The 23,820-nt window shown below is 63.1% G+C and carries 17 protein-coding genes and 1 pseudogene; 14 read left to right on the top strand and 4 right to left on the bottom strand.

Going from position 1 to position 23,820, the window contains the following annotated elements:
- The first annotated feature begins 16 nt into the window (after positions 1–16).
- Positions 17–2,335 (top strand): ComEC/Rec2 family competence protein, encoded by a 2,319-nt coding sequence (locus ABRA89_RS01125; RefSeq protein WP_349939605.1) that lies wholly within the window; start codon positions 17–19, stop codon positions 2,333–2,335.
- A gap of 19 nt (positions 2,336–2,354) precedes the next feature.
- Here the strand turns inward: ABRA89_RS01125 and lexA are convergent, their stop codons facing one another.
- A complete protein-coding gene (gene lexA / locus ABRA89_RS01120; RefSeq protein WP_349939604.1) occupies positions 2,355–3,071 on the bottom strand; it encodes a transcriptional repressor LexA in 717 nt (238 codons plus the stop codon).
- A gap of 242 nt (positions 3,072–3,313) precedes the next feature.
- Here lexA and ABRA89_RS01115 point away from each other — a divergent pair, with 242 nt between their 5' ends.
- Genes ABRA89_RS01115 through ABRA89_RS01105 form a run of 3 tightly spaced genes read left to right on the top strand, consistent with a single transcriptional unit; the run spans position 3,314 to position 6,146 of the window.
- A complete protein-coding gene (locus ABRA89_RS01115; protein ID WP_349939603.1) occupies positions 3,314–4,933 on the top strand; it encodes a peptide chain release factor 3 in 1,620 nt (539 codons plus the stop codon).
- Positions 4,934–4,945: 12 nt separating this feature from the next.
- Positions 4,946–5,671, top strand: coding sequence for a DNA repair protein RecO (recO, locus tag ABRA89_RS01110; protein ID WP_349939602.1), 726 nt, complete (start codon positions 4,946–4,948; stop codon positions 5,669–5,671).
- Between the two features lie 31 nt (positions 5,672–5,702).
- Positions 5,703–6,146, top strand: a complete 444-nt coding sequence (locus ABRA89_RS01105) for an acyl-CoA thioesterase (protein ID WP_349939601.1) — start codon at positions 5,703–5,705, stop codon at positions 6,144–6,146.
- On the opposite strand, the gene ABRA89_RS01100 is transcribed toward ABRA89_RS01105, so the two are convergent.
- Together ABRA89_RS01100 and ABRA89_RS01095 are read right to left on the bottom strand one after the other, a co-directional pair.
- A complete protein-coding gene (locus tag ABRA89_RS01100) occupies positions 6,128–7,009 on the bottom strand; it encodes a DMT family transporter (protein WP_349939600.1) in 882 nt (293 codons plus the stop codon). The genes ABRA89_RS01105 and ABRA89_RS01100 overlap by 19 nt on opposite strands.
- A 53-nt stretch (positions 7,010–7,062) precedes the next feature.
- The gene (locus ABRA89_RS01095; RefSeq protein ID WP_349939962.1) at positions 7,063–8,304 is read right to left on the bottom strand and encodes an MFS transporter; all 1,242 of its coding nucleotides are present in this window, start codon (positions 8,302–8,304) and stop codon (positions 7,063–7,065) included.
- Positions 8,305–8,567: 263 nt separating this feature from the next.
- On the opposite strand from ABRA89_RS01095, the gene ABRA89_RS01090 reads away from it, so the two are divergent.
- Complete coding sequence (locus ABRA89_RS01090) at positions 8,568–9,194, top strand: hypothetical protein (RefSeq protein ID WP_349939599.1); 627 nt, start codon at positions 8,568–8,570, stop codon at positions 9,192–9,194.
- Positions 9,195–9,218: 24 nt separating this feature from the next.
- On the opposite strand, the gene def is transcribed toward ABRA89_RS01090, so the two are convergent.
- The gene (gene def, locus ABRA89_RS01085) at positions 9,219–9,740 is read right to left on the bottom strand and encodes a peptide deformylase (protein WP_349939598.1); all 522 of its coding nucleotides are present in this window, start codon (positions 9,738–9,740) and stop codon (positions 9,219–9,221) included.
- A gap of 487 nt (positions 9,741–10,227) precedes the next feature.
- Between def and ABRA89_RS01080 the strand changes: the two genes are divergently transcribed.
- From ABRA89_RS01080 to ABRA89_RS01040, 9 genes and pseudogenes are all read left to right on the top strand, one after another.
- Positions 10,228–10,842, top strand: coding sequence for a CarD family transcriptional regulator (locus tag ABRA89_RS01080; protein ID WP_349939597.1), 615 nt, complete (start codon positions 10,228–10,230; stop codon positions 10,840–10,842).
- A 546-nt stretch (positions 10,843–11,388) separates the two neighbouring features.
- Positions 11,389–12,252 (top strand): RNA polymerase factor sigma-32, encoded by an 864-nt coding sequence (locus ABRA89_RS01075; protein ID WP_349939596.1) that lies wholly within the window; start codon positions 11,389–11,391, stop codon positions 12,250–12,252.
- Positions 12,253–12,575: 323 nt separating this feature from the next.
- Positions 12,576–13,412, top strand: coding sequence for a GNAT family N-acetyltransferase (locus ABRA89_RS01070; RefSeq protein WP_349939595.1), 837 nt, complete (start codon positions 12,576–12,578; stop codon positions 13,410–13,412).
- 135 nt (positions 13,413–13,547) lie between these two features.
- A pseudogene (locus ABRA89_RS01065) lies at positions 13,548–14,002 on the top strand (transposase); the annotation flags it as partial.
- A gap of 256 nt (positions 14,003–14,258) precedes the next feature.
- On the top strand, positions 14,259–15,584 hold the full coding sequence (locus ABRA89_RS01060) for an NAD(P)/FAD-dependent oxidoreductase (protein ID WP_349939594.1): 1,326 nt from the start codon (positions 14,259–14,261) through the stop codon (positions 15,582–15,584).
- 390 nt (positions 15,585–15,974) lie between these two features.
- A complete protein-coding gene (locus ABRA89_RS01055) occupies positions 15,975–16,811 on the top strand; it encodes an ImuA family protein (protein WP_349939593.1) in 837 nt (278 codons plus the stop codon).
- Positions 16,696–18,261 carry a Y-family DNA polymerase gene (locus tag ABRA89_RS01050; protein ID WP_349939592.1) on the top strand — a complete coding sequence of 522 codons (1,566 nt, stop codon included), beginning with the start codon at positions 16,696–16,698 and terminating at the stop codon, positions 18,259–18,261. Before ABRA89_RS01055 ends, ABRA89_RS01050 begins: the two co-directional genes overlap by 116 nt.
- Positions 18,258–21,653: an error-prone DNA polymerase gene (locus ABRA89_RS01045; protein WP_349939591.1), complete on the top strand. Its 3,396-nt coding sequence runs from the start codon at positions 18,258–18,260 to the stop codon at positions 21,651–21,653. Before ABRA89_RS01050 ends, ABRA89_RS01045 begins: the two co-directional genes overlap by 4 nt.
- Before the next feature lie 459 nt (positions 21,654–22,112).
- A complete protein-coding gene (locus ABRA89_RS01040; RefSeq protein WP_349939590.1) occupies positions 22,113–23,642 on the top strand; it encodes a UxaA family hydrolase in 1,530 nt (509 codons plus the stop codon).
- The last annotated feature ends 178 nt before the right edge of the window (positions 23,643–23,820 follow it).

Raw genomic sequence — 23,820 nt, 5'->3', positions numbered from 1 at the left:
AATGGACAGGCGGGAGTTGAGCGAACCGGCAGACCAGGACCTCGCCTCCGGCTGGCGCGAACGCTTCGCGCTTTTTTCCTCACGGGTCCGGCAGCGCTTTGTCGGGGCGTCAGCATTCGGGATATTCCAAGCATTTCCGGCCTTTGGAACATGGCTTGCATCCGAATGGGAGCGTGAAAAAGCCTACCGGACGACGTTTCATCTCATCCCGGTCGCCATGGCCGCCGGCGCGGTCGCAGTTTTCGGCTTCGGCGCAGGAACGGCGGCGATCACGCTTGTGGCCGCGTTTCTGTCAGTCGCACTTCTCTCGAACCACCTCTTAAGATCGGCAGCCCGGCCGACATTGATCCTCATCCTGACAAGCTTGCTCGCCGGGCTGCTTCTCGCCCAGTTCGAGCTCTGGCGCACGGACACGACGATTTTCTCCGGCGAAGCGACCGTCTTCATCGGCGGACGCGTCGCCAGCCATGAAAAAGATGACCGGAACCGCTCTCGCTATCTCGTCGATATCCGCTCGAGCGAACGCCCGGTCCTTTCCCGACCGCCCGAGCGCGTGCGGATCGTGGTTGCAGGAGAGCACGACATCATGCGGCCGGGCGACCGATACGAGGGGCTTGTCCGCCTGCGTCCGCCCTCCGGCCCGGCCTTTCCCGGCAGCTACGATTTCGCCTTCGTTCCTTATTTCGATGGCCTCGGCGCCTATGGCTTTTCCCTCGGAATCCCGAAACCGCAGTCCGAGGTGGGCAAGGACGATACGCCGCTGACGGTCGGCGAACGCTTCCAGATCGCCGTCGCCGATCTGCGCGGAACGGTGACCGACCGCATCCGCTCGCTCATTCCCGGCCAGCCCGGTGCCGTCGCCGCCGCGCTCGTCACCGGCCAGCGCGACGGGATCGATGAAGAGACCAGCGAGGCTCTGCGCGCGACCGGCCTTGCGCATATTCTCGCGATTTCCGGCCTCCACGTCGCGCTCGTCGCCGGCTTCGCCATGGTCTCGATACGTCGAACCCTGGTCTTCGCCGGCTCCCTCGCCCTGGTCTGGCCGGTGAAGAAGATCGCAGCCGTCGGCGCCATTGGCGTCTCGACCTTCTATCTCGTCCTCTCCGGTTCGAGCGTCGCCACCGAGCGCGCCTATCTCATGCTCCTCGTCATGCTGCTCGCCGTCCTCTTCGACCGGCCTGCGATCACCATGCGCAACGTCTCCATCGCCGCCATCCTCATTCTGGCATGGACGCCGCACGCCGTGATGACCGCCAGCTTCCAGATGAGCTTTGCCGCCACCGTCGGCCTTGTCGGCGTCTATAGTGCCTTCAGCCGATATCGGAGCGGACGCTCACGCGAGATCAAGGACGGTGCGGCGCGCGCGATCCTCATCTTCTTCGTCGGCACAGCCGCGACGGCGCTGATCGCCGGCCTGGCGACCGCGCCTTACGCGGTCTTCCACTTCCAGCGCTTTGCACCCTTCGGGCTGGTCGCCAATCTCATCGTCATGCCGCTCTTCGCACTGCTGATCATGCCGATGGCGCTTGTCGGGGTCATCCTCATGCCATTCGGGCTCGACGCCGTTGCATTCGCGATCGTCGGGCTCGGCCTCGAATTCCTCATTGCGATCGCATCCGACCTTGCAAACCGCCTGCCCGATTACGGAACGGGGCTCGTCCAGCCGGCTGCATTGCTCGTCCTGACGGCAGCGCTCCTCGCCTTCTGTCTACCGGTCGGGCGATTGCGATGGCTGGCCCTTCCGGTTCTGGCGAGCGGTCTCGCCCTCGCCGCCCAACGCGCCGGTCCACCGGAATTGCTGATCTTCGAAGACGGCAAGACCTTCGCGCTCCTCGATGGCGGATCGATTGCCTATTCGAAGGCGCGGCCCAATGGCTTCGTCTCCGATCAATGGGACCACGCCTACCGTACGGTTGAAACAGAACACCGCGGCGTTGTACCCGGCCTCGAAGACTGCGAAGCGAAGCTCTGCCGGTTTACCACGCGAAGCGGAATTTCCGTTGCCTATACGACAGACTATCGCCTGCTTGGCGAGGCCTGCGACGGCGGGGAGATCGCGTTTGTCGCACGGGCGGCCCGGACCCGGGAATGTCGTTCGGGCGCCTATCTCGTAACGCTTAGGACGCTGCGGCGGACCGGCTCACTGGCGATCTCACGCAATCCTGAGACGGGCCAGATCGAAGTCAGCCGCTCCGTTCCCGAAGATCCCGGCGATTGGAACCACCACCGCCATGCGCCCTGGCCGGAATACTGGCGTAAGCCAGAGGCAGAGGACGAGCAGCCGCCAACCAATTCGACAACCGCCGACGCATCTCCGTCGGCCGAAGCTAAGTAGCGTGCCGCTCAGCCCGAGATCAGTACCGCCGGATCAGCCCGACGAGCTTACCCTGCACACGCACCCGGTCGGCGCCGAAGATCCGCGTCTCATAGGCTGGATTTGCCGCTTCCAGCGCGATCGTGTCGCCCTTCTTGCGGAAGCGTTTGAGCGTCGCCTCCTCGTCATCGACGAGGGCCACGACGATCTCGCCGGGAATGGCGGTGTCGCCGCGGCGGATCACAACCGTATCGCCGTCGAGAATGCCCGCCTCGACCATCGAGTCGCCCTTCACCTCAAGGGCATAGTGCTCACCGCCCATGATCATGTCGGGCGGGATCGAGATCGAATGGGTGTTGTGCTGGATCGCCGAGATCGGAACACCGGCAGCAATCCGGCCCATGACCGGAATCGAGATATTTTCGTTCGCTGCGCCGTCTTCCGAACCGCCGCGCGGCTTCGCCGGCTGGCCTTTCGAACCCTCGATGACGCTTGGCTTGAAGCCGCGCTGGGCAGGCTGTTGCGGCTCCGGCCTGCGCATCGCATCCGGGAGCTTGAGGACTTCGAGAGCTCGTGCCCGATTCGGCAGCCGGCGGATGAAGCCGCGCTCTTCCAGCGCGGTGATCAGGCGATGGATGCCCGATTTCGACTTCAACTCCAGCGCGTCCTTCATTTCGTCGAAGGACGGCGGAACACCGGTCTCGTTGAGCCGAGCGTCGATAAATTTGAGAAGTTCGTGCTGCTTGCGCGTCAGCATGCGTCTCGGCGCCTCCAAAACAAATCCTGAACAAGCCTATATGTTCTTATTGTGTTCCGCAAGAGCCGAATCGGAACGAATCGGGAATCAGGAAAAGCCTCATCTGGCCTGTTTCGCAAGACGGCGGCTTGTGCGACATGCGAGTCATCGTACATTGATGCGTGATACCGCCCCACAGATGCGCCGTTTTTCTTGGCGAGAAGGGCGCTTATCGACGTTCGAGCACCTGAAGAAAGCCCGCCATGAGCAGCCTTGCCCTCGAGGCCGAAGAAAAGCCGATCCCTGCGGCTTCCGCAAAGTTCAGCTTTTCCAACCGCCGAACCTTCGCGATCATCTCGCATCCGGACGCCGGTAAGACGACGCTGACGGAAAAGCTGCTGCTCACCGGTGGCGCGATCGAGATGGCGGGCGCGGTGCGCGCCAAGGGCAACAAGGCGCGGGCGAAATCCGATTGGATGGGCATCGAGAAGGATCGCGGCATCTCGGTCACCTCCTCGGTGATGACGTTCCAGAAGGACGGCATCAACTTCAACCTCCTCGATACGCCGGGCCATAGCGACTTTTCCGAGGACACCTATCGGACACTGACTGCCGTCGACTCCGCGATCATGGTGATCGACGCGGCAAAGGGCATCGAGGGCCAGACGCGCAAGCTCTTCGAGATCTGCCGCCTGCGCGACATCCCCATCATCACCTTCGTCAACAAGATCGACCGCGAGGGCCGCGATCCGTTCGAACTCCTCGACGAGATCGAGGAGCAGCTCGCGATGGACGTCGCGCCCATGGTCTGGCCGGTGGGTCAGGGCGGGCTCTTCAAAGGCGTGTACGATCTCGCCGAACACGATTTCATCTCGGCAAAGGGCGACGGAACCAAGCATTTCGACGATGGGCTTGATGATCCGGCGCTGGAACAGGCTCTCGGAGCCGACACCTATTCCGGCTTTCGCGAGGCGGCCGAGCTCGCGGCGGAAGGCTATGCCAGTTTCGACGCCCAGAGCTATCGTGACGGCCATCTGACGCCGGTGGTCTTCGGCTCCGCGCTCGAAAACTTCGCCGTCGACCGGCTGATGGACCTCATCGCCGCCCATGCGCCCGAGCCGCGGCCGCAGCCCTCCGACAAGGGTCCGATCGATCCATCGGGTGAAAAGGTCTCCGGCTTCGTGTTCAAGGTGCAGGCGAACATGGACCCCAAGCACCGGGACCGCGTCGCCTTCGTTCGGTTCTGCTCGGGCCATTTCAAGCGCGGCATGAAGCTCGACCATGTGCGCTCGGGCAAGGCGATCGCAGTGTCGAATCCGATCTATTTCGTGGCGCAGGAGCGCTCGCTTACCGAGGAAGCCTATGCCGGCGACGTGATCGGTATTCCGAACCACGGCACCCTCCAGGTGGGCGACACGCTGACCGAGGGAGAGACCTTCCGCTTCACCGGCCTTCCCGCCTTCGCGCCGGAAGTGCTGCGCCGCGTGCGCCTCGAAGATACGATGAAAATGAAGCAGCTGCGCCGGGGGCTCGAAGACCTTGCGCAGGAGGGCCTCGTCCAGGTGTTCCGACCGACCATCGGATCGGACTGGATCGTCGGCGTCGTCGGGCCGCTGCAGCTGGACGTTCTCGCCTCTCGCATCTCGGGCGAGTACAAGGCGGATGTCACCTTCGAGCCGGTGCAGTACAATGTCGCGCGCTGGATCCGCTGCGCGAACGAGCAGACGCTCAAGCAGTTCATCAAGGACAACACCAACCAGATCGTCCGCGACCGCGACGACCGGCCGGTCTATCTCTGCCGCGACGACTGGGACCTGCGCTACATCATGGAGCGCAACAAGGACATCGCCTTCGACGCGACGCGCGAGATCGTGCAGCAATAAGGGCGGCAGCCCATGGAATGGCGTGAGGAAGGCATCGTTCTCGGTGTCCGCCGGCACGGCGAGACCAGCGTCATCGCCGAACTGATGACACGATCGCGTGGGCGACATTTGGGTCTCGTGCGTGGCGGGCGGTCAAAGTCGATGCGGCCAGTGCTTCAGCCCGGCAATTCGGTGATGGCGCATTGGCGGGCGCGGCTCGACGAGCATATGGGGGCCTTCGCGCTTGAGCCCGTCCTTTCCCGCGCGGGCGGGCTGATGGAGAGCGCCGTCGGGCTCCACGGCGTGCAGCTCGCGGCGAGCCATCTGCGACTTCTCCCCGAGCGCGACCCGCATCCGCGTCTGCATGACGGGCTGATCGTGCTTCTGGAAAATCTGAATGCGGATCGCCTGACAGCAGGTGAACTCATGCTCCGCTTCGAGCTTGCGGTTCTGGAAGAACTCGGCTTCGGTCTCGATCTGGCGCAATGCGCAGCAACCGGAACGAGAGACAATCTCATCTACGTTTCGCCGAAGAGCGGCCGCGCGGTAAGCCGCGAACCGGGCGAACCCTATCGCGATAAACTTCTCGCCCTCCCCGCTTTTCTCACCGAGACCGATCGCGCGGCAGATGGCGAAACCCTGAAAACCGGCTTTGCCCTCACCCGCTATTTCCTCGCCCGCCACGTCTACGAGCCGCGCGGCCTCGACGAACCGCTCGCACGGACAAGCTTCGTTTCGGCGGCGAGCGCTTCAGGTTAGGCTTGTCCTCAGACGATTGGGGAGGATGACAATGTCGGAAAACACCGGAAGCAGCGGCATCGATCTTGGCGGCTCGGTCGTCCATCCATGGCATCTCGACCAGTTCGGGCACATGAACGTGCGCTGGTACGCGCCAGTCTTCGACGACGCCTCGTTTCTCTTCTGGGAAAAGACGGGGCTCAGTATGAGAGCGCTGACGGAAAGCCACGGCATCCACACGGTCACGTTGAAGGCTGAGACCGAATTCCGCCAGGAGCTGCTTGCCGGCGACTGCACGTGGATCAATGGCATGATCGCCCGCATCGGCGGCAAGAGTGTCACGCTGGAGCTGACACTCGGGACGTACCGCACGGGCGAGGTCCACGCGATTTATCGGACTGTCGAGGTGTTTGTGGAGGCCAGGTCCCACAAATCGTGCGCGATCCCCAAAGCGGTGCGCGAAGTGCTGCTCCGCTATCACCCCGACGACGGCTGAAGCTCCTCTTTCCTCGGCCAAACTTCCAGAATACCGGCGATCAGCACCAGCGCCCCACCCGCAAGTTCCAGGGTGCCAAGCGCTTCGCCCGCGATCCATGCGGCGGAAAGCGCGCCGACGAGGACCTCCGCCATCAGGAGAATGCCGACACGCGCGGGCTCCAGCCGCGACGCCGCCCAGATGAGAGCCGCCATGGAGAGGGCCCACCAGAGAACTCCGGCGAAGACAGCCCATCCAATCGCCATAACGACTTCATCACCATTGATGTCGGACGGGAACGGTTCGAGCGCGGGTGCGAGAAGAGTCGCGCCGATGGTTGCCCCTAGGGCGAAGACAAAGGCCGATTCCGCAGGGCCGAGCGGCGCATTCGCTCGCATGCCTGTCGTCGCAATCGACCAGAGGATGCCGGAGACGAGCGCCAGCCATTCCCCCGTGCCGCGCGGGATCGGAACCTCACCTTCCGCCCCGAGCATGATACCGAGACCTGCGAGCCCTGTGGCGATCGCCGCGATGCGCAGCCCCGTTATCGGCCATCCCATGACGAAGCGGCCAATCAACGTGCTCCAGACCGGTGTCAGGAAGAAGAGCAGGATGATGATCGCGACCCGGCCGTAGACGAAACCGACGGAATAGAAGGCGAAGGCCGCCCCGCCGATCGCGATCGACGCCACTGCCGGCAGGCCCGCACGCATGAGGCAGTGCCGCCGCCGGACAGCGACGGGGAGAAGCAGCATCGCGGCGGAGGAGACGATCGCAAGCGAACCCCAGGCCCCGCTCATCCCGAATGCGTCGAGCCGACGGACAGGATACCAATAAAAGCCCCAGAGAGCACCCGATCCGACGACGATCAAAGTAGCGATCAAAGCGGTCCGACGGCTCTTATCTCCATGCCCTTCAACCATTCGCCAGCATATGTTCAGCTCGCCGGATTCAGTCTCGGCGCCGCCTTTTCCTCGATCGGCCAATGGACGATCGCCGCGAAAATGCCGAGAGCGACGCCGAGCCACCAGACGGGATCATAGCTTCCGTAGGTCTCGCGCAGATAGCCGCCCAGCCAGACGCCGAGGAATGAGCCGACCTGGTGAGAGAAAAACACCGCCCCACCCAGGAGCCCGAGATATTTCGTGCCGAACATGATCGCGACGAGCGCGTTTGTCGGCGGCACGGTGGAGAGCCAGAGAACACCCATGACCATCGAGAAGATGACGACGCTCGTCGGCGTGATCGGCATGAGAAGGAACGCCGTCACCGCGATCGAGCGCCCGATATAGATCAGGGCGAGGAGGGCGGGTTTGGGGCTGCGCTGTCCGATCACACCCGAGCCCAGCGATCCGATGATGTTGAAGAAGCCGATCAGCGCCATGCCGACCACCGCCCAATAGGGATCGATCCCCCGGTCGGCGAGGAAGGCCGGATAATGCGCGGTGATGAAGGCCACCTGGAAACCGCAGACGAAGAAGCCGCTTGTCAGCAGCACGTAGCTGCGCGTCGCGAAGGCTTCGCGCAGGGCCTCTCCCATGGTCTGCTCGATCTCGTTCGTCGAGAGCGCCGATCCCACCTTGGGCGCGCCCCTCAGCGCGATGGCAAGGAGCGGAATGATCAGCATGGTGCCGGCCATGATGAAGAGCGCGTCGACCCAGCCGAAGGCGTCGATCAGCCCGCGCGTGAAAGGCGCGAAGATGAACATGCCGGCCGAGCCCGCCGCCGTGCCGAGACCGAAGACGAAGCTGCGCTGCTCGGGCGTCACGCGCCGCGCAAAGGCCGCGAGTACGATGCCGAACGAGCCGGCCGCGACGCCGAGGCCAACGAGCAGCCCCTGCCCGATGATGAGCCAGATCGGAGCCTCGCCGATCGCGGTCAGCGCGAGGCCGGAGGCGTAGAGTATCCCGGAGAGAACGAGAACCTTCGCCGTGCCGAACTTGTCGGCGATAGCGCCGAAAATCGGCTGGCCCGCCCCCCAGAAGAGATTCTGGATCGCAATGGCGAGCGCGAAGTCCTCGCGCGTCCAGCTGCGGTCGGTGATCATCGGCAGCTGGAAGAAGCCGACCGCCGAACGCGGGCCGAAGGTGAGAAGAGCGATCAGGCAACCGGCGGAGATCGCGAGAATGGTGGCGAGGCGTGTTTCGGAAGAGGCGCTGGCAGTCGAAGGCGTCGTCATCGGGCGGCGTGTCCCATGGCTGTGCTCCTGGTCGCGGCAAAGTGCCGAAACGCTGCGGAGAGCTGTCGTGTCATCGATTGGATGAGTGAACGGTGGGCCGGCCAGGACAGCGCCCATTCCTTCTCTTTCTGCGATTTCTACGCCCGAGGTCGGCCCGTGAGCAAGGGACGGCTTTCACTTTCGCGTTTTCCGGTGAAGGATGAGCGTAGATTCGACTGCGCGACGCCAGTCGCGCGGTCTTTCTCCACAGAGGATCAAAACAGATGCCGCTCCCGATCGCCCGCTTTGCTGCGCTCATATTCGCTCTCGGTTGTGTCGCCTCGCTCCTCCGTCCGGCCCTCGCGCAAGGGGGTGCCGGCACCTTCGCGCCCGACGACATCGTCGCGGTCGCGACCGGCGATTTCGACGGCAATGGCGCGCCCGATGCGGCGATGATCGTCCTTTCCTCGGACGAGGATGCCATCGACTCCGACCTCTACATCTTCCTCGAAGGCGCAGGCGAAGAGACGCCGCCCGGCAAGCTCGGCCTCGCCCTTCATCGCCGGGGAGCGGCCTGGGGCGCACGGCCGTTGATGGCCGGCCAGGTGCCGCGCCTCACCGCAATGTCCAGCGGTTCGCTAAGGATCGAGACCGAGAATATCGGCATCGGCCGCCATGCGTGGGAACAGAAGGTAACGCTCGCCTACAGGGATGGCCGTTTCCGCGTCGCCGGCTTCACCCATGATGCCTATGACAAGCTGCAGGATGATGAGCCGGTAAGCTGCGACCTCAACTTCTTCTCGGGCAAAGGTGTTCTGAACGGAGAGGCGGTCACCTTCGAGGCCGCGCGCATACCGTTCGAGGACTGGAGCGACGACGAGGCTCTGCGCATCTGCCGGATCGTCGAGTAGCGCGACCGGACGTCCGTTGGACGGTCAGGCCATCACGCGCCTCGTCTTGGCGGCCTTGGTGAACTTCTTGATCACCATGTCGCGCTTCAGCTTGGAGAGATAATCGATGAAGAGGACGCCGTTGAGGTGGTCGATCTCGTGCTGCAGGCAGGTGGCGAGCAGGCCATCGGCCTCCTCCTCGTGCATCTCGCCGTCGAGCCCCAGATAGCGAACGGTCACGCACGCTGGCCGCTCCACTTCAGCGAAATACTCCGGGATCGAGAGGCAGCCTTCCTCATAGACGCTGAAATCGTCGGAACGCGAGACGACCTCCGGGTTGAGATAAACCCGCGGCTCCTTCTCCTCGTCTTCCTTCGAGATGTCGATCGTCAGCATCCTCAAGGGCTCGCCTACCTGGATCGCGGCAAGCCCAATACCGGGAGCCTCGTACATCGTCTCCAGCATGTCGTCGGCGAAGCGTTTGAGGTCGTCATCGACCCGTGCGACGGGGTCGGAGACTTTCCGCAGCACCGGATCGGGCAGAATAATGAGCGGCTTGATCGTCATGGTGTCGAGGTAGCGAGTGTTTCGCTGCCGGTCAATTCAAACGCAGTGTCGTCGCCAGCGAGGGCGAGGATCGAATCCTCGATGACGAAAGGGAAGGAAAAGTGGGAAACTCAGGGCAGCTTATGCTGCAGCGCACTGAATTGCAGTGCTCCCGCAAACGAAAGGCATTCCATGCCCGCCGAATTCCTCACGGGAATCACTTTAATCTTGAGATTTCGGGTGTTTTGGGGTAATATGAAAGGACGGTCGGGCAGTTCGAATTTTTGCACCGCATCGTGCGCAAAAAGGGGCGCCGGCAGAACCATCCGAAACGACGACGATTTTGAGCTCGGTCCAGGAGCCATCGTCGTTTTGCGGCATGCCTCCACGTCCAGCGCATCCAAGGTCGATTCGCCATGATGGCGGATTTGAATCAAACCGGCGGCATGTTCGCCGTGACGTGTCTAGCGGCTGTAGCGGCCCGACACAAGAAGGAGTTTGAAAGCGTATGAGTAGCCCAAAGAAGGCGCCCGCAAGCAAGGGCTTCAAGTCCGGCGAGAGCATCGTCTATCCGGCGCATGGCGTCGGCAAGATCGTCGCGATCGAAGAGCAGGAAGTTGCGGGGATGAAGCTCGAACTCTACGTCGTCGATTTCGAGAAGGACAAGATGCGCCTCAAGGTACCGGTGGCCAAGGCCAAGTCGGTCGGCATGCGCAAGCTTTCGGAAACCGATTTCGTCGATCGCGCCCTCAAGGTCGTGCAGGGCCGCGCCCGCGTGAAGAAGACCATGTGGAGCCGGCGGGCCCAGGAATACGATGCCAAGATCAATTCCGGCGATCTGATCCAGATCGCGGAGGTGGTCCGCGATCTCTATCGCGCCGACACCCAGCCGGAGCAGTCCTATTCCGAGCGCCAGCTCTATGAGGCCGCACTCGGCCGCATGGCGCGCGAGCTCGCCGCCGTCAACGAGGTATCCGAGACCGAGGCCGTCCGCCTTATCGAGGAAAACCTCAATAAGGGTCCGAAGCGCGGGCCCAAGGCTGATGCCGACGACGCGGAAGAGGATGCCGGCGACGACACCGCTGCCGACAACGACGAAGCGGCCAAGGACGAGGCGGCCTGATCAGGGCTGGCCTGGAGCCGCCGCTCAGGCAATCTCCGCAAATCGTGAAGCCGGCCTTTTCGTGAGGCCGGCTTTTTTAATGGGCCCTGCAGCGGCAAAACCCGGCAGCGAAAATCGTGGCGGATTGAAATGCTTATCCGTCCTTGGCGAGGGGGGATTGTTTACTCCCACCGTTCTGACGGGCCAGGCGCAGCGCCCGCCGAACCGGAATCCGGGGTTGATTGCACTCACGCTTTACGGCATGGTCTAGCCAATCTGCTACGCTTCGTGCCGCTATTGCGGCCTTTGAAGCGGTGGAATCGACGAGTTCGAACAACAGGCTCCGCCCCGGCGAAGAAGAGCCTCGTTCGTTTTGTGCGACAAAAATTAACGCACCTCGCCTTCTATTCTCTTGCCCCACGCACACCTCCCTCTACATTTCGTAAAAAAGTTTCCACCTTTGGGAACGTTTTCCACGCATGGCACATTACGTCATCACCGGAGCGCTACGTGAACGACGCAGCGCGGTTGGCCAAAAAGCCTGGAACGCTTCACCGGAGGGATAATATGAAGTCTCAATCCGCTCGCCGCACGATGATCCGAGCTGCCATGGCGGCGCCCTATCTTGAGCGCGAAGAAGAATATGAACTCGCCGTCCGGTGGAAGGAAAACCGGGATCAGCAAGCTCTCCACAAAATTACATCGGCGCATATGCGCCTCGTTATCTCCATGGCCTCGAAGTTCCGCCATTTCGGATTGGCGATGAACGACCTCATCCAGGAGGGCCATGTGGGTCTCCTGGAGGCGGCCGCCCGCTTCGAGCCGGAACGCGAAGTTCGTTTCTCCACATACGCCACCTGGTGGATCCGCGCCTCGATCCAGGACTACATCCTTAGAAACTGGTCGATCGTCCGCGGCGGAACGTCATCCGCGCAAAAAGCCCTCTTCTTCAATCTTCGCCGACTGCGCGCCCGCCTTAGCCAGGGTGCCGAGCCGATCAGCGGCAACGCCATGTATCGCGAGATCGCCGGCGCACTGAAAGTCTCCGAAAGCGACGTTGCCCTCATGGACTCGCGTCTTTCGGGACCAGATTCCTCCCTCAACGCCCCTCTCCTCGACGATGAATCCGGCAGCGCCGACCGCCAGGATTTCCTCGTCGCCGACGATCCCCTCCCCGACGAAACGGTTTCGGTCTCGATCGACGATGAGCGCCGCGTGACCTGGCTCACCAATGCGCTCGACGTTCTCTCCGAACGCGAATTGAAAATCATCCGCGAGCGCCGCCTGCAGGACGACGGGGCTACCCTCGAAGCCCTCGGCACCAAGCTCGGCATCTCCAAGGAACGCGTCCGCCAGATCGAGACCCGTGCCCTCGAAAAGCTCCGCTCGGCGCTCCTCGAAACCAACAAGGACCGCTCCGCCTACGTCTGAGGCCGAACGAAGCTTGATGTTAGATGAAGCGGGCGGGTTTCTATAATCCGCTCGCTGACGACATTTCAGCCTGCGGGCTCCGGCACTGCGAAACGCTTGTCGGCCAACGGATTTTATTCGGGAACGCGGAGCGCATTGTTCGTTCCTTGCCGCCTGCCTCTCGAACTGAAGCGGGCTTCAGGAAGTCGAGCGTATAATGTCGGCGGCCAGGATTTTAGAAGCCGTCGATATAGCGGCCGACTGCAGCGTTTGCCTTGGAGCCGGTCTCAAGGACGGTGGGCCAGACGAGTTTTGGCTTCAGGGTTTTGAAGATAGAACTCGCAATGCCCCTGCCGCAGATCCGCCCTTTCAGCTCCGCCGATATTACCGCCGCTGTCGCGCTCTCATGCGCAGAAGGCTGGCCGCACCGGGCGGAGGACTGGGCGTTGATCGCCGAGATTTCGCAGGGTTTTGTCGCGATGTCCGATGGAAAAGTTGTCGGCACCGCCTTCTGCACGCGCTACGGCGAGGACGCCGCGATGCTCAACATGATCGTCGTCGATGCCAAGATGCGCGGTCGGGGCCTCGGTCGGCGCATTGTCGAACGGATCATGGAGTTAGCCGGCGAGCGCCAGATGCGGCTGGTGGCGACCGAGGCTGGACTGCCGCTCTACGCCAAGCTCGGCTTTGTGGAAGCCGAACGGATCCTCCAGCATCAGGGTGAGGCTACCGACGTCGCGGCACCAGAAGGCATCGAGAATGCCGCTGCCGACGACTGGCAGGCGATCGCCGAGCTCGACCTCAGTGCCTTCGGCGGAGATCGCTCCACCCTTCTCGATCGCATTCACAGCGTCGGCGAGGCCCTCGTTGAACGCGGCGACCGGGGCGATGTTGTGGCCTATGCCGCCTGCCGGCCTTTCGGTCGCGGCGCGGTTATCGGCCCGGTGGTGGCGCCAGACGCGGCGACCGCCAAACGGCTCATCGCAGGTCATCTTCATAGCCGCCGGGGCCAATTCGTCAGGATCGACACGGCAGCTTCGATGGGCATCGCCCCTTGGCTTATCGGGCAAGGACTCGTCCATGTCGGCGGCGGCGTGGCGATGACGCTCGGCTCTCCTCCACCAGCATCGCCAAAGAGCGGCGCACAGCTCTTCGCTCTTGCAGCACAGGCACTCGGCTGACCCCATCGGAAGGATATGAGATGCTCGCCGATTCCCTTTGTCGAACTTGATAGAGGTGGCCCCGGATTTTTGAACAGCGGGATAAACGGATTGTCTGCCTGAGGTTGGCCAGGATGGTCGCGGTGAGAAGAGACGATGACGAAGAGACTCCGCCGCAATCACAGCCCCGCATTCAAGGCGAAGGTGGCGCTTGCCGCCGTACGAGGCGAGAGTGAAGAGCGGTAGCGGGACACGTGGCCCGCGCAAGCGCGATGAACGCGAGCGGAGCTTTCGCAGCAGTATGACATCCACCAGAACCAGATCGGCCAATGGCGCGCTCCCTTTCTAGAGAAGGCGGCCGATGTGAAGATGCTTCACGCCAAGATCGGGGAGCTGACGCTGGCGGATGATTTTTTTATTTCGAGGGATCCGTAGCCCGAGAAAGCGCTCGACAGAATCGGACGGTTGCCGAGCGCAAAGCGATGATCGACCGGTCCCACGCCCTTCCGCTCGCGGCCGAGGCCCGTGAGCTGAAGATCAATCGCGGCGCGATCTACTACGAGGCAATGCCCAAGAGCAAAGGCGATCTGCCACTTATGCGCCGGATCGACCGCACGGATTCTTCACATCGATCATGTCGAGTTTCACGCGCGTAGCCGTGGTCGCCGTCTTCCGTAAGCGCGGCAGACTAAACCGCGAGCGTGGGCCCGTTCTGCGCAAGACGTAAGGCGCAATCTCGTGTTCGCCGTTAAATCAACGGCCGGACGTACCGACGAGTGCCGCAGGAAATGCCGAACGCGGATCGCTTTGGCATCTTTCGCTCGCCAGTTCGGAGCTAATCGACGGTCGAAATCCAGGAGTTCACCCATGCCCGCCCCCCTTTTCGTCGTTCCCTCGTCGGAACACCTGCCTGACGCCGCGGAGGCGGTTGTGATCGGCGGCGGCATCGTTGGCGTCTGCTCGGCCTATTTCATGGCCCGCCGGGGCCTTAAGGTCGCGCTTGTGGAGAAAGGCCGCATCGGCGCCGAACAATCCAGCCGGAACTGGGGATGGTGCCGCCAACAGAACCGCGACGCACGCGAATTGCCCATGGCCACCCAGAGCCTGGCACTGTGGGAGGAGATCGCGGAGGAGATCGGCGAGGATCTCGGGTTCCGTCGGTGCGGCCTCCTTTATCTTTCAGACAACGAAGCCGAGCTTGCCGGCTGGGCGAAATGGCGGGACTTCGCCGCGACCTATGGCGTGACGACGCATATGCTGGGTCCGGATGAAGCGACGATGCGTGGCGCGGCCACGGGCAAGCCTTGGAAGGGCGGAGTTTTCTCACCGAGCGATGGGATCGCCGATCCCGCGCGCGCGGCACCGCTGATCGCAAGGGGGGTCGTCAAGAACGGCGGCACGATCCACCAATTTTGCGCGGCGCGCGGGATCGAGACCGAGGGGGGGCGCATCAGCGCGGTTGTAACGGAAAACGGCACGATCCGCACAAAGCGGGTCGTTCATGCCGGTGGCGCGTGGTCCTCGTCCTTTTGCCGGCAAATCGGGATCACCTTCCCGCAGTCGTCGGTACGCTCTTCGATCTTATCACTTATGCCGGGCGCGAAGGGCATCCCGAACGCGCTGCACACGGCTGACGTGTCGGTGACGCGGCGCGGCGACGGCGGATACACGCTCGCCGTATCGGGCATGGCGAGCCTCGATCCCACGTTCCAGCAGCTGCGTTTCGCCAGACGATTTCTGCCGATGTTCGCCAAGCGGTGGCGCGTGCTCGAGCCGGGCAATCTGTCGGGCCTTGCGGCAGGACACGAAACGCTGAAGCGCTGGGCGCTCGACCGGCCGACGCCGATGGAGCGGATGCGCGTGCTTGATCCGCTTCCATCCGCTCGCGCCATCGAGACGATCCTGACGCGCGCCCGCCGGTTGCTGCCCGAGCTGACGACCATTCCCGTCCAGGCGAGCTGGGCCGGTTACATCGATTCGACGCCCGACGGCGTTCCGGTCATCGATGACGGCGTTGGACCGGAGGGCTTCGTTCTGGCCGCCGGGTTCTCCGGCCACGGCTTTGGAATCGGCCCCGGCGCCGGACGCCTCGTGGCCGATCTCGTCACCAGAGAGGGACCGAGCGTCGAATATCGGCACTACGCACTGTCGCGTTTCGACCGCAGCGTCTGGGGCCGCGTCTCGGACTTTTGAGGAACGGACTTGATAAGGTGAAAGGCCTGCTACTGCGCCCTCGAAACGCGGTCAGACATAACAGTCGCTTGCAAGCCGGCACGTGAGCAGTTTGATCTGTTCGAAATGGATCCAGACCTCGACACTCGTTTTTGCCTTCCCGAAGTCCTTCGCGAGCCTGCGGCATTGGCCGATCCATACGAAATTGCTCTCCGCATTTATTGGCGCGCCATAGAAGCCCCAGGATTGCTGATGACCGGCTTGCTCACGCTTCTCAGGCCTCCCAAGCGGTTCAATCGCTGCGTCGTTTGGCCCTTTCAAGCGGTCGCTTTCAGACTCCACGAGCCGAATTGACTCTTTCTCCGGCTTGAGTCTTATCTAGAACATAAAGTGAACAAATGCGCCTTTGCCATGACCGACCTCGCCGCCACGAAAGCTGCGTTACAGCGCTCGATTGCCGCCATTGAAACGGCGCGTAGCCATCCCTCGATGACTGCGGCCGGAGACGGGCGCATAGGGTTTGGCGTTTCCGAAATCGACGCCTGTCTCGGTGGCGGTCTGGTTCGGAACGGCCTGCATGAATTGCGCTGCAAGGCCTCACGGGACGTTGCCTGTCTCTACGGACTGGCATTCGCACTTTTGAGCCGCGAACGACCGTCGGCGCCGATTCTGTGGCTGCGTGACACCTCGGCGCTGATCGATGGCGGCCGGGTTTTCCCTGACGGGATGAAGAGCTTCGGCGTCGCCGCCGGACGCCTCGTTCATGTGCGCCCGATCCACTTGCGCGACACCCTTTGGGCGGCGGGCGAGGCCGTCAGAACCGCGGGGCTCGGCGCCGTGATCCTGCATGTCCGGGGCAATCCGAAGGCGCTCGATCTCTCGGTCAGCCGCAAGCTGACGATGCGCGCGAAGGAGAGCGGGGTGCCGCTGTTCCTTCTAAGGCAGGAAGGGGTGGAGGAGGCATCGAGCGCGGCGACGCGCTGGTGTGTGGAACCGGCCATCTCGGCCCCGCACGACCATTTCGCCCGCAGCCTCGGCCCGATGAGTCTCACGCTTCAACTGGAACGCAACCGCAACGGCGAAACCGGCCGGTGGAAGGTAGCCTGGAACCCGCAAACGAGGAGCCTGGAGCATGTCGAATACGGTGTCGCGTCAACGCATCCTCGCCTGCCGTCTGCCGCATCTGCGGGTCGAACGGATCGCGCGGATGCGCTGGGGCGCATCGTGGCGCTTGACCGGGCGTCCTGATGGTCCTCCGATCGTGATCACCGGTCAGCATATGCGGGCGCTGCGCGTGGTCGCGGTCGAACCCCTCGCCGATCTTGCCGGCATTCAGGCAGGCCAATCGCTGAGCGATGCGCGCGCGATCCGGCCGGACCTCGATTGCGTGCCGCAGGACGACGAGGCCGATCGGCAACTGCTGCGCCACCTCGCGCACTGGTGCGAGCGCTACACGCCGTTCGTGGCGTTCGGACAGGACCACACGCTGTTCCTCGATATCAGCGGTTGTGCCCATCTCTTCGGCGGCGAGGAAGATCTGACAAAGGATCTGGCGGTTCGTCTCAACGCACAGGGCTTTTGCGCCTCCATCGCGCTCGCCGACACCGCCGGCGCCGCCTGGGCGCTGACGCGCCATCATGATCACGCGATCGCACCGCCGGGCCGCCACCGGGAGAGGCTCGAAGCTCTACCGCTCTCGGCCCTGAGACTGGATGCGGCGCAGGTGCGCGAACTCGCCCGCCTCGGCCTCAAGACCATCGGCTGCCTCTTCTCCATTCCACGTGCGGCACTGACCGCCCGGTTCGGCACATCCGTGTTTCAACGGCTCGATCAGGCATTGGGCGATGTCGGAGAGGCTCTTTCGCCCCTGTCGCCGCCGGTCAACCTGATCGCCGAAAGGCGCTTCTTCGATCCCATCGTCCAGGACGAGGCGATCAAGGGGGTGATACGCTCGCTCTGCGTCCGCCTGGTCGAGCCCCTGGAGCGAGGAGGTATGGGCATGCGCCGGGCCGAACTCGCGCTGTTTCGCTGCGACGGCCATGTCTCCGGCCTTTCCGTCGAGACATCGGCGCCGATGCGTGATCCCGCGGCGATGGCGCGTCTGTTCGACGAGCGCATCGCCGCCCTGCACGACGAGTGGGACGCCGGTTTCGGCTTCGACGTCATCCGTCTGTCGGTCTCGAGAACCGATCCCTTCGATGCCACTCAGGACGACATGGTGGCGGACGCCCCTCCCGCCGAAGCGCTCAATCCGTTGATCGACAAGCTCTCGGCGCGTCTCGGACCGGACCGGGTGGAGGTCTTCGTGTCGGCGGATACGCATATTCCCGAGCGGCGCTACGGGTTGGAGCCGGCGTTGCGCCGGAATCTGTCTCAAGCGAGTGATGCGGTCGTGACCGATCCGGCTATCCGACCGATCGTCCTTTTCGAACGCCCCGAGGGCGCCGAGGTGGTGGCCGAACTCCCCGAAGGTCCACCCTTGAAGTTCCGCTGGCGCAAGGTGCTCTACGAGGTCACACGCGCCGAGGGACCGGAACGGATCGCCTGCGAATGGTGGGTGGATGGCCGCGCCGCGCCGACACGCGACTATTTCCGACTGGAGACGGCTGGTGGCCATCGCTTCTGGCTGTTCCGGCAGGGGCTTTACGAGCGCGAGACCGGGCGGCCCGTCTGGTACGTGCAAGGCTTGTTCGCATGACGGGGATGTTTCCTGAAGCGGGCTCGCAAACAGCGGGACGCGATGGCTATGCAGAACTCGCGGCGGCCAGCAATTTCTCCTTCCTGCGCGGCGCCTCCCATGCCGAGGAAATGGTGGCGGAAGCAAAGGTGCTCGGACTTCCCGCGCTCGGCCTGACCGACCGCAATTCCGTCGCCGGGCTGGTGCGCGGGCACATGGCCGCGAAGGAAGCGGGCCTTCAATTCGTGCCCGGTTGCCGGCTGGTCTTTCAGGACGCAACGCCAGACATATTCGTCTGGCCGGTGGACCGGAGGGGCTGGGGCCAGCTCTGCGAACTTCTCAGTCTGGGCAAACGCCGCGCGCCGAAGGGCGAATGCCATATCGGCCTCGACGACCTTCTGACCTATGGCGACGGGCTTTTCATGGCCGTGCATCCTCTGACAGGTGCCGCCGATGCGTTGGAGACCTGCCTTGCGGCCCTCGCGCCACGCTTTGGAAAGACGCTTTATTGCGGCCTCGTCCGCGCCTATGGCCCGCATGACCAGCGAGACATGGCGCGGACCGCCGAGATCGCCGCGCGGCATGGCGTTCCGCTTCTGGCTCTCGGTGATGCGCTTTACCATAATCCGGCCCGCCGCCCGCTTCAGGATGTGCTCACCTGCATCCGCGAGGGCGAGACGCTGAAAAGCATAGGAACCCGACTCGAAATCAATGCCGAGCGGCGGCTTCGCTCGCCTGCGGAAACCGTCGTGGCTTTCAAGGGCTATGAGGAAGCGATCCGCGAAACGCTGCGCCTTGTCAGCAAGCTGGTTTTCTCGCTGGACGAGCTGGCCTACCAGTATCCCGACGCCCCGGTGTTCGAGGAACTCGGCGGCGAGGCGTTGCATGCGCAGAGCGCCCTGGAAAGGCTGACGGAGATCGGCTTGAAGCGCCGGTTTCCGGACGGCGCACCGCCTAAGGTACTGGATGCCGTCGCCCACGAAACCGCGCTGATCAAGAAGCTCGATTACGCCCCTTACTTCCTGACCGTCTATGACATCGTGCGCTTCGCCCGCTCCCAGAACATCCTGTGCCAGGGACGCGGGTCGGCGGCCAATTCCGTGATCTGCTACTGCCTCGGCATCACCGAAGTGGACCCATCCAAGGTCAATCTCCTGTTCGAGCGCTTCATTTCCGAGGAGCGCGGCGAACCGCCCGATATCGATGTCGATTTCGAGCACGAGCGCCGCGAGGAGGTGATCCAGTACATTTACGCCAAATACGGGCGTGAGAATGCCGGGCTCGCGGCGACCGTGATCACCTACCGCGCCCGCTCTGCCATCCGCGAAGTCGGCAAGGTCTTCGGCCTCAGCGAAGACACCATCGCCGCAATCGCCGGCGTCAAATGGGGGAACTGGTCGCGCGAAATCCATGACGAGGACGCCCGCCGCGCAGGGCTCGATCCAGCCGACAAGCATTTAAAGCAGATGCTCGATCTCGCCCGGCAGATCATCGGCTTTCCACGCCATCTGTCGCAGCATGTCGGCGGCTTCGTCATCACGCGCGACCGCCTGTCCTCGCTGATCCCGATCGAGAACGCGGCCATGGAGGACCGCACCATCGTCGCGTGGGACAAGGACGATCTGGAAAGCCTGAACATGCTGAAGATCGATGTTCTGGCGCTTGGCATGCTCACCTGCATCCGCAAGGCGTTCGATTTTCTGAAGCGGCATTACGGTTGCCAGGAGACACTTTCCTCTCTCCCCGACGGGGATACCGCCACCTACGACATGATCTGCAAGGCCGATACGGTGGGTGTCTTCCAGATCGAGAGCCGCGCGCAGATGTCGATGCTGCCCCGCCTTCGTCCGCGCTGCTATTACGACCTCGTCATTGAAGTGGCTATCGTCCGACCCGGTCCGATCCAGGGCAATATGGTGCATCCCTATTTGCGAAGGCGCCAGAAGAAGGAAGACGTGACCTATCCGAGCAAAGAACTGGAGAAGGTTTTGAAGAAGACGCTCGGTGTCCCGCTGTTTCAGGAGCAGGCGATGTCGATCGCCATCGTGGCCGCGAACTTCTCGCCGGGCGAGGCCGACAAGCTGCGCCGCGCCATGGCGACCTTTCGCCGTGTCGGCACGATAGGCTCGTTCCACACCAAGATGGTCGAGGGCATGGTCGCCAATGGCTATGACCGCGATTTCGCCGACCATTGCTTTCGCCAGATCGAAGGGTTCGGCGAATATGGTTTTCCGGAAAGCCACGCGGCGAGTTTCGCCCTGCTCGTCTACGTCTCATGCTGGCTGAAATGCCATTATCCGGACGTGTTCTGCGCGGCGCTCCTCAATTCCCAGCCGATGGGATTTTACGCGCCCGCACAACTGATCCGCGACGCGCGCGAGCATGGTGTCGACATGCGTGCCGTCGACGTGAATTTCTCGGAATGGGACTGCCTGCTGGAACCGGATGCCGAGATCAAACCCGTCTCACCGCGATTCCAGGGAATGCAAGAGGAGATGAGGAACACACATGCGGTTCGCCTCGGTCTGCGTCTGGTGAAAGGCTTCGGGGAGGAGGACGCCAGAGCGCTCGTCGAAAAGCGCGGGCGGGGCTATGACAGCGTGCGCGATCTCTGGCTGCGTTCCGGCCTGTCACGGCGTGCCATCGAGAAGCTCGCCGAGGCCGACTGCTTTCGCTCGATCGGGCTCGACCGGCGTGATGCGCTCTGGGCGGTGAAGGCGCTCGACCCCCTGTCGAGTTCCGAGCGGCTACCCCTGTTCGCCACGGCAGATCAACACGAATTGCAGAAGGAGCCCGAGACGCATCTGCCGCCGATGATGCTCGGCGAGCATGTGATGATCGACTATCAGTCTCTCGCCTTTTCGCTGAAGGCCCATCCGCTGGGGTTTATTCGCGATAAACTCCGCCAGCGCGGTTACGGCGACAATATCGGGCTCGGCGCGATGAAAAGCGGAGGCATCGCGAAGATCGCGGGTCTCGTTCTGGTGCGCCAGCGGCCCGGTTCGGCCAAGGGTGTGATCTTCGAGACGCTGGAAGACGAGACCGGCATCGCCAACATCGTCGTCTGGCCCAAGACTTTTGAAAGATACCGCAGTCTGGTGCTCGGTGCCCGCTGTATCGGCGTCACCGGACGCGTGCAGAATGTCGACGACGTCATCCATGTCGTGGCAAGCCATATAGAGGATCTGACGCCGCTGCTGGCGGTCCTCTACGACAGCGACCGGCCGATCGAAAGCCTCGCCCGCGCCGACGAGGTTCGCCGCCCGGTCGAGGATATCCGCCGCAGGATCAAACCCGCCACGAGACTACGCCAGCTGCTGCGCGAGGCTCCGGAAACACGCCGAAGCCAAACAGACATAGAAGAGGGGAAGGTCGCCAACGGCCCATGGCCGAAGGGGAGAAACTTTCACTGAGCCGGCAATGTGGACAGCGCACTGGATTTGCTCTGTGAGCAACGCGAAATTGGATGATGGAGGCCTGACAAAGGGGGTATCGAGTGAGGCTGAACATATCATCCCCTTGCCGATGAGCATCACGTGCGCGTCGGTATCGACGGAACCGCAGGCAATGCTCAAGGGCCTGAGCCGAGGCGATGGGGTCACCCGCGATCGGTGTGGCCGTGCCGCTGCCGAAAGAAACGCCACGCCCCTACCGAGACGACGGCGGTCTCAGCAAATTCGCTCGGTGAGTAACAGGGCTCGATCGCCGAACACATGTGGAGCCGATCAAAATAGCCGGCCCGGCATTGCACTGAAGGATGGCGAGGCATCAATGCACCGACTCTCGATCCGAGTTATCATGCTAGCATGATCTTTTATCATTCGAAGACGACCGAGATGCCCCGTCAGACGCGGCATCCGGCAGGGAATTTCATGGATACGGCATTCAACCCAACCCGCGCGATTCAGCTTCACGACGAGGACAATGTCGCCGTCGCGCTCGATAAGCTCGCGCCGGGCGATATCGAGATGGGCGTGACCATCAGGGATCGCGTACCGCGCGGCCACAAGTTCACGCTGACATCTGTGCCGGAGGGCGAGCCGGTTCGCAAATACGGCCAGATCATCGGCTTTGCCGCAGCACCGATCGAGGCCGGGCACTTCGCCCACGAGCATAACGTCGTCATGAAGGATTTCGGCCGGGATTACCGCTTCACCGAGGCCGTGAAACCGATCGATCCGCTGCCTGATGCCGAACTGGCGACGTTCGAGGGGTATCGCCGGCCCGGCGGGCGCACGGGTACACGCAACTATATCGGCATCGTCACCTCGGTGAACTGCTCGGCTTCCGTCGCACGGATTGCGGCGGAAGAGGCGGCGCGGCTCGGCCTTGCAGACGATTATCCGGAAATAGACGGCTTCGTCGCCATCACCCACGGCACCGGTTGCGGCATGGCCGATAGTGGCGAAGGCTTCGAGGTGCTGGGACGCACACTGCGCGGCTATCTGGCCCATCCCAACTTCGGCAGCGTCCTGATGGTCGGTCTTGGCTGTGAGGTCTTCCAGATCGCGCGGATGAAGAAGGAGCACGGACTCGGCGAATCGGACACCTTCCGCTCGATGATGATCCAGGGCATCGGCGGCACGCGCAAGACGGTCGAGGCAATCCTCGATCAGCTGCGCGAGATGGTGCCGATCGTCGGCGCAGCCCGGCGCGAAACGCGGCCCGCGAGCGAACTGATCCTCGCCATGCAGTGCGGTGGATCGGACGGCTATTCCGGCCTCACCGCCAATCCGGCCCTCGGCGTCGCGTCCGACCTTCTGGTGCGCCATGGCGGAACGTCGATACTCTCCGAAACCCCGGAGATTTATGGGGCCGAACATCTTCTGACGGCACGCGCGGTGTCGCGCGAGGTCGGCGAAAAGCTCGTCGAGCGCATTCGCTGGTGGGAGGCCTATGTGGCGCGAGCCGGCGGCGAGATGAACAACAACCCCTCTCCCGGCAACAAGCTGGGTGGCCTTACCACCATTCTCGAGAAATCCCTCGGCGCGGTGGCCAAGGGTGGCAATGCCAATCTGAGCGCCGTCTACGAATATGCCGAGCCGGTGACGACACGTGGCTTCGTCTTCATGGATACGCCCGGCTTCGATCCCGTCTCGGCAACGGGGCAGATCGCCGGCGGAGCGAATGTGGTCGCTTTTACGACCGGGCGTGGATCGGCCTTCGGCGCCAAGCCCGCCCCCTCGCTGAAGCTCGCCACCAATAGCGAGCTATACCGCCACATGGATGAGGACATGGATATCGACTGCGGCGAGATCCTTCAGGGCAAGACGCTGGAGGATAAGGGCCGCGAGATCTTCGAGACCATCCTTCGCGTCGCTTCGGGAGAGCGTACGAAATCGGAATGTCTCGGCTACGGCAATTACGAATTCGTACCTTGGCAGATCGGGGCCGTGATGTGAGGATCATACGAAATTCGGCGGCCTGAGGACGCGTAACGAAAGCGGCCACAAGGGCTACGGCCTCGCGCTGATGGTGGAGGCGCTCACCAGCGGCCGCGCCGACAAAACCACCGGCTGGGGAACGTCGGTCTTCGTTCAGGTGTTCGATGCGGACACATTCTGGGCACCGATTCCATCG

The organism is Fulvimarina thalattae (assembly GCF_040239565.1).
Taxonomy (GTDB): domain Bacteria; phylum Pseudomonadota; class Alphaproteobacteria; order Rhizobiales; family Rhizobiaceae; genus Fulvimarina.
Note: the sequence above shows the minus strand (reverse complement) of the source record. Positions and strands in the feature narration are given on the sequence as shown.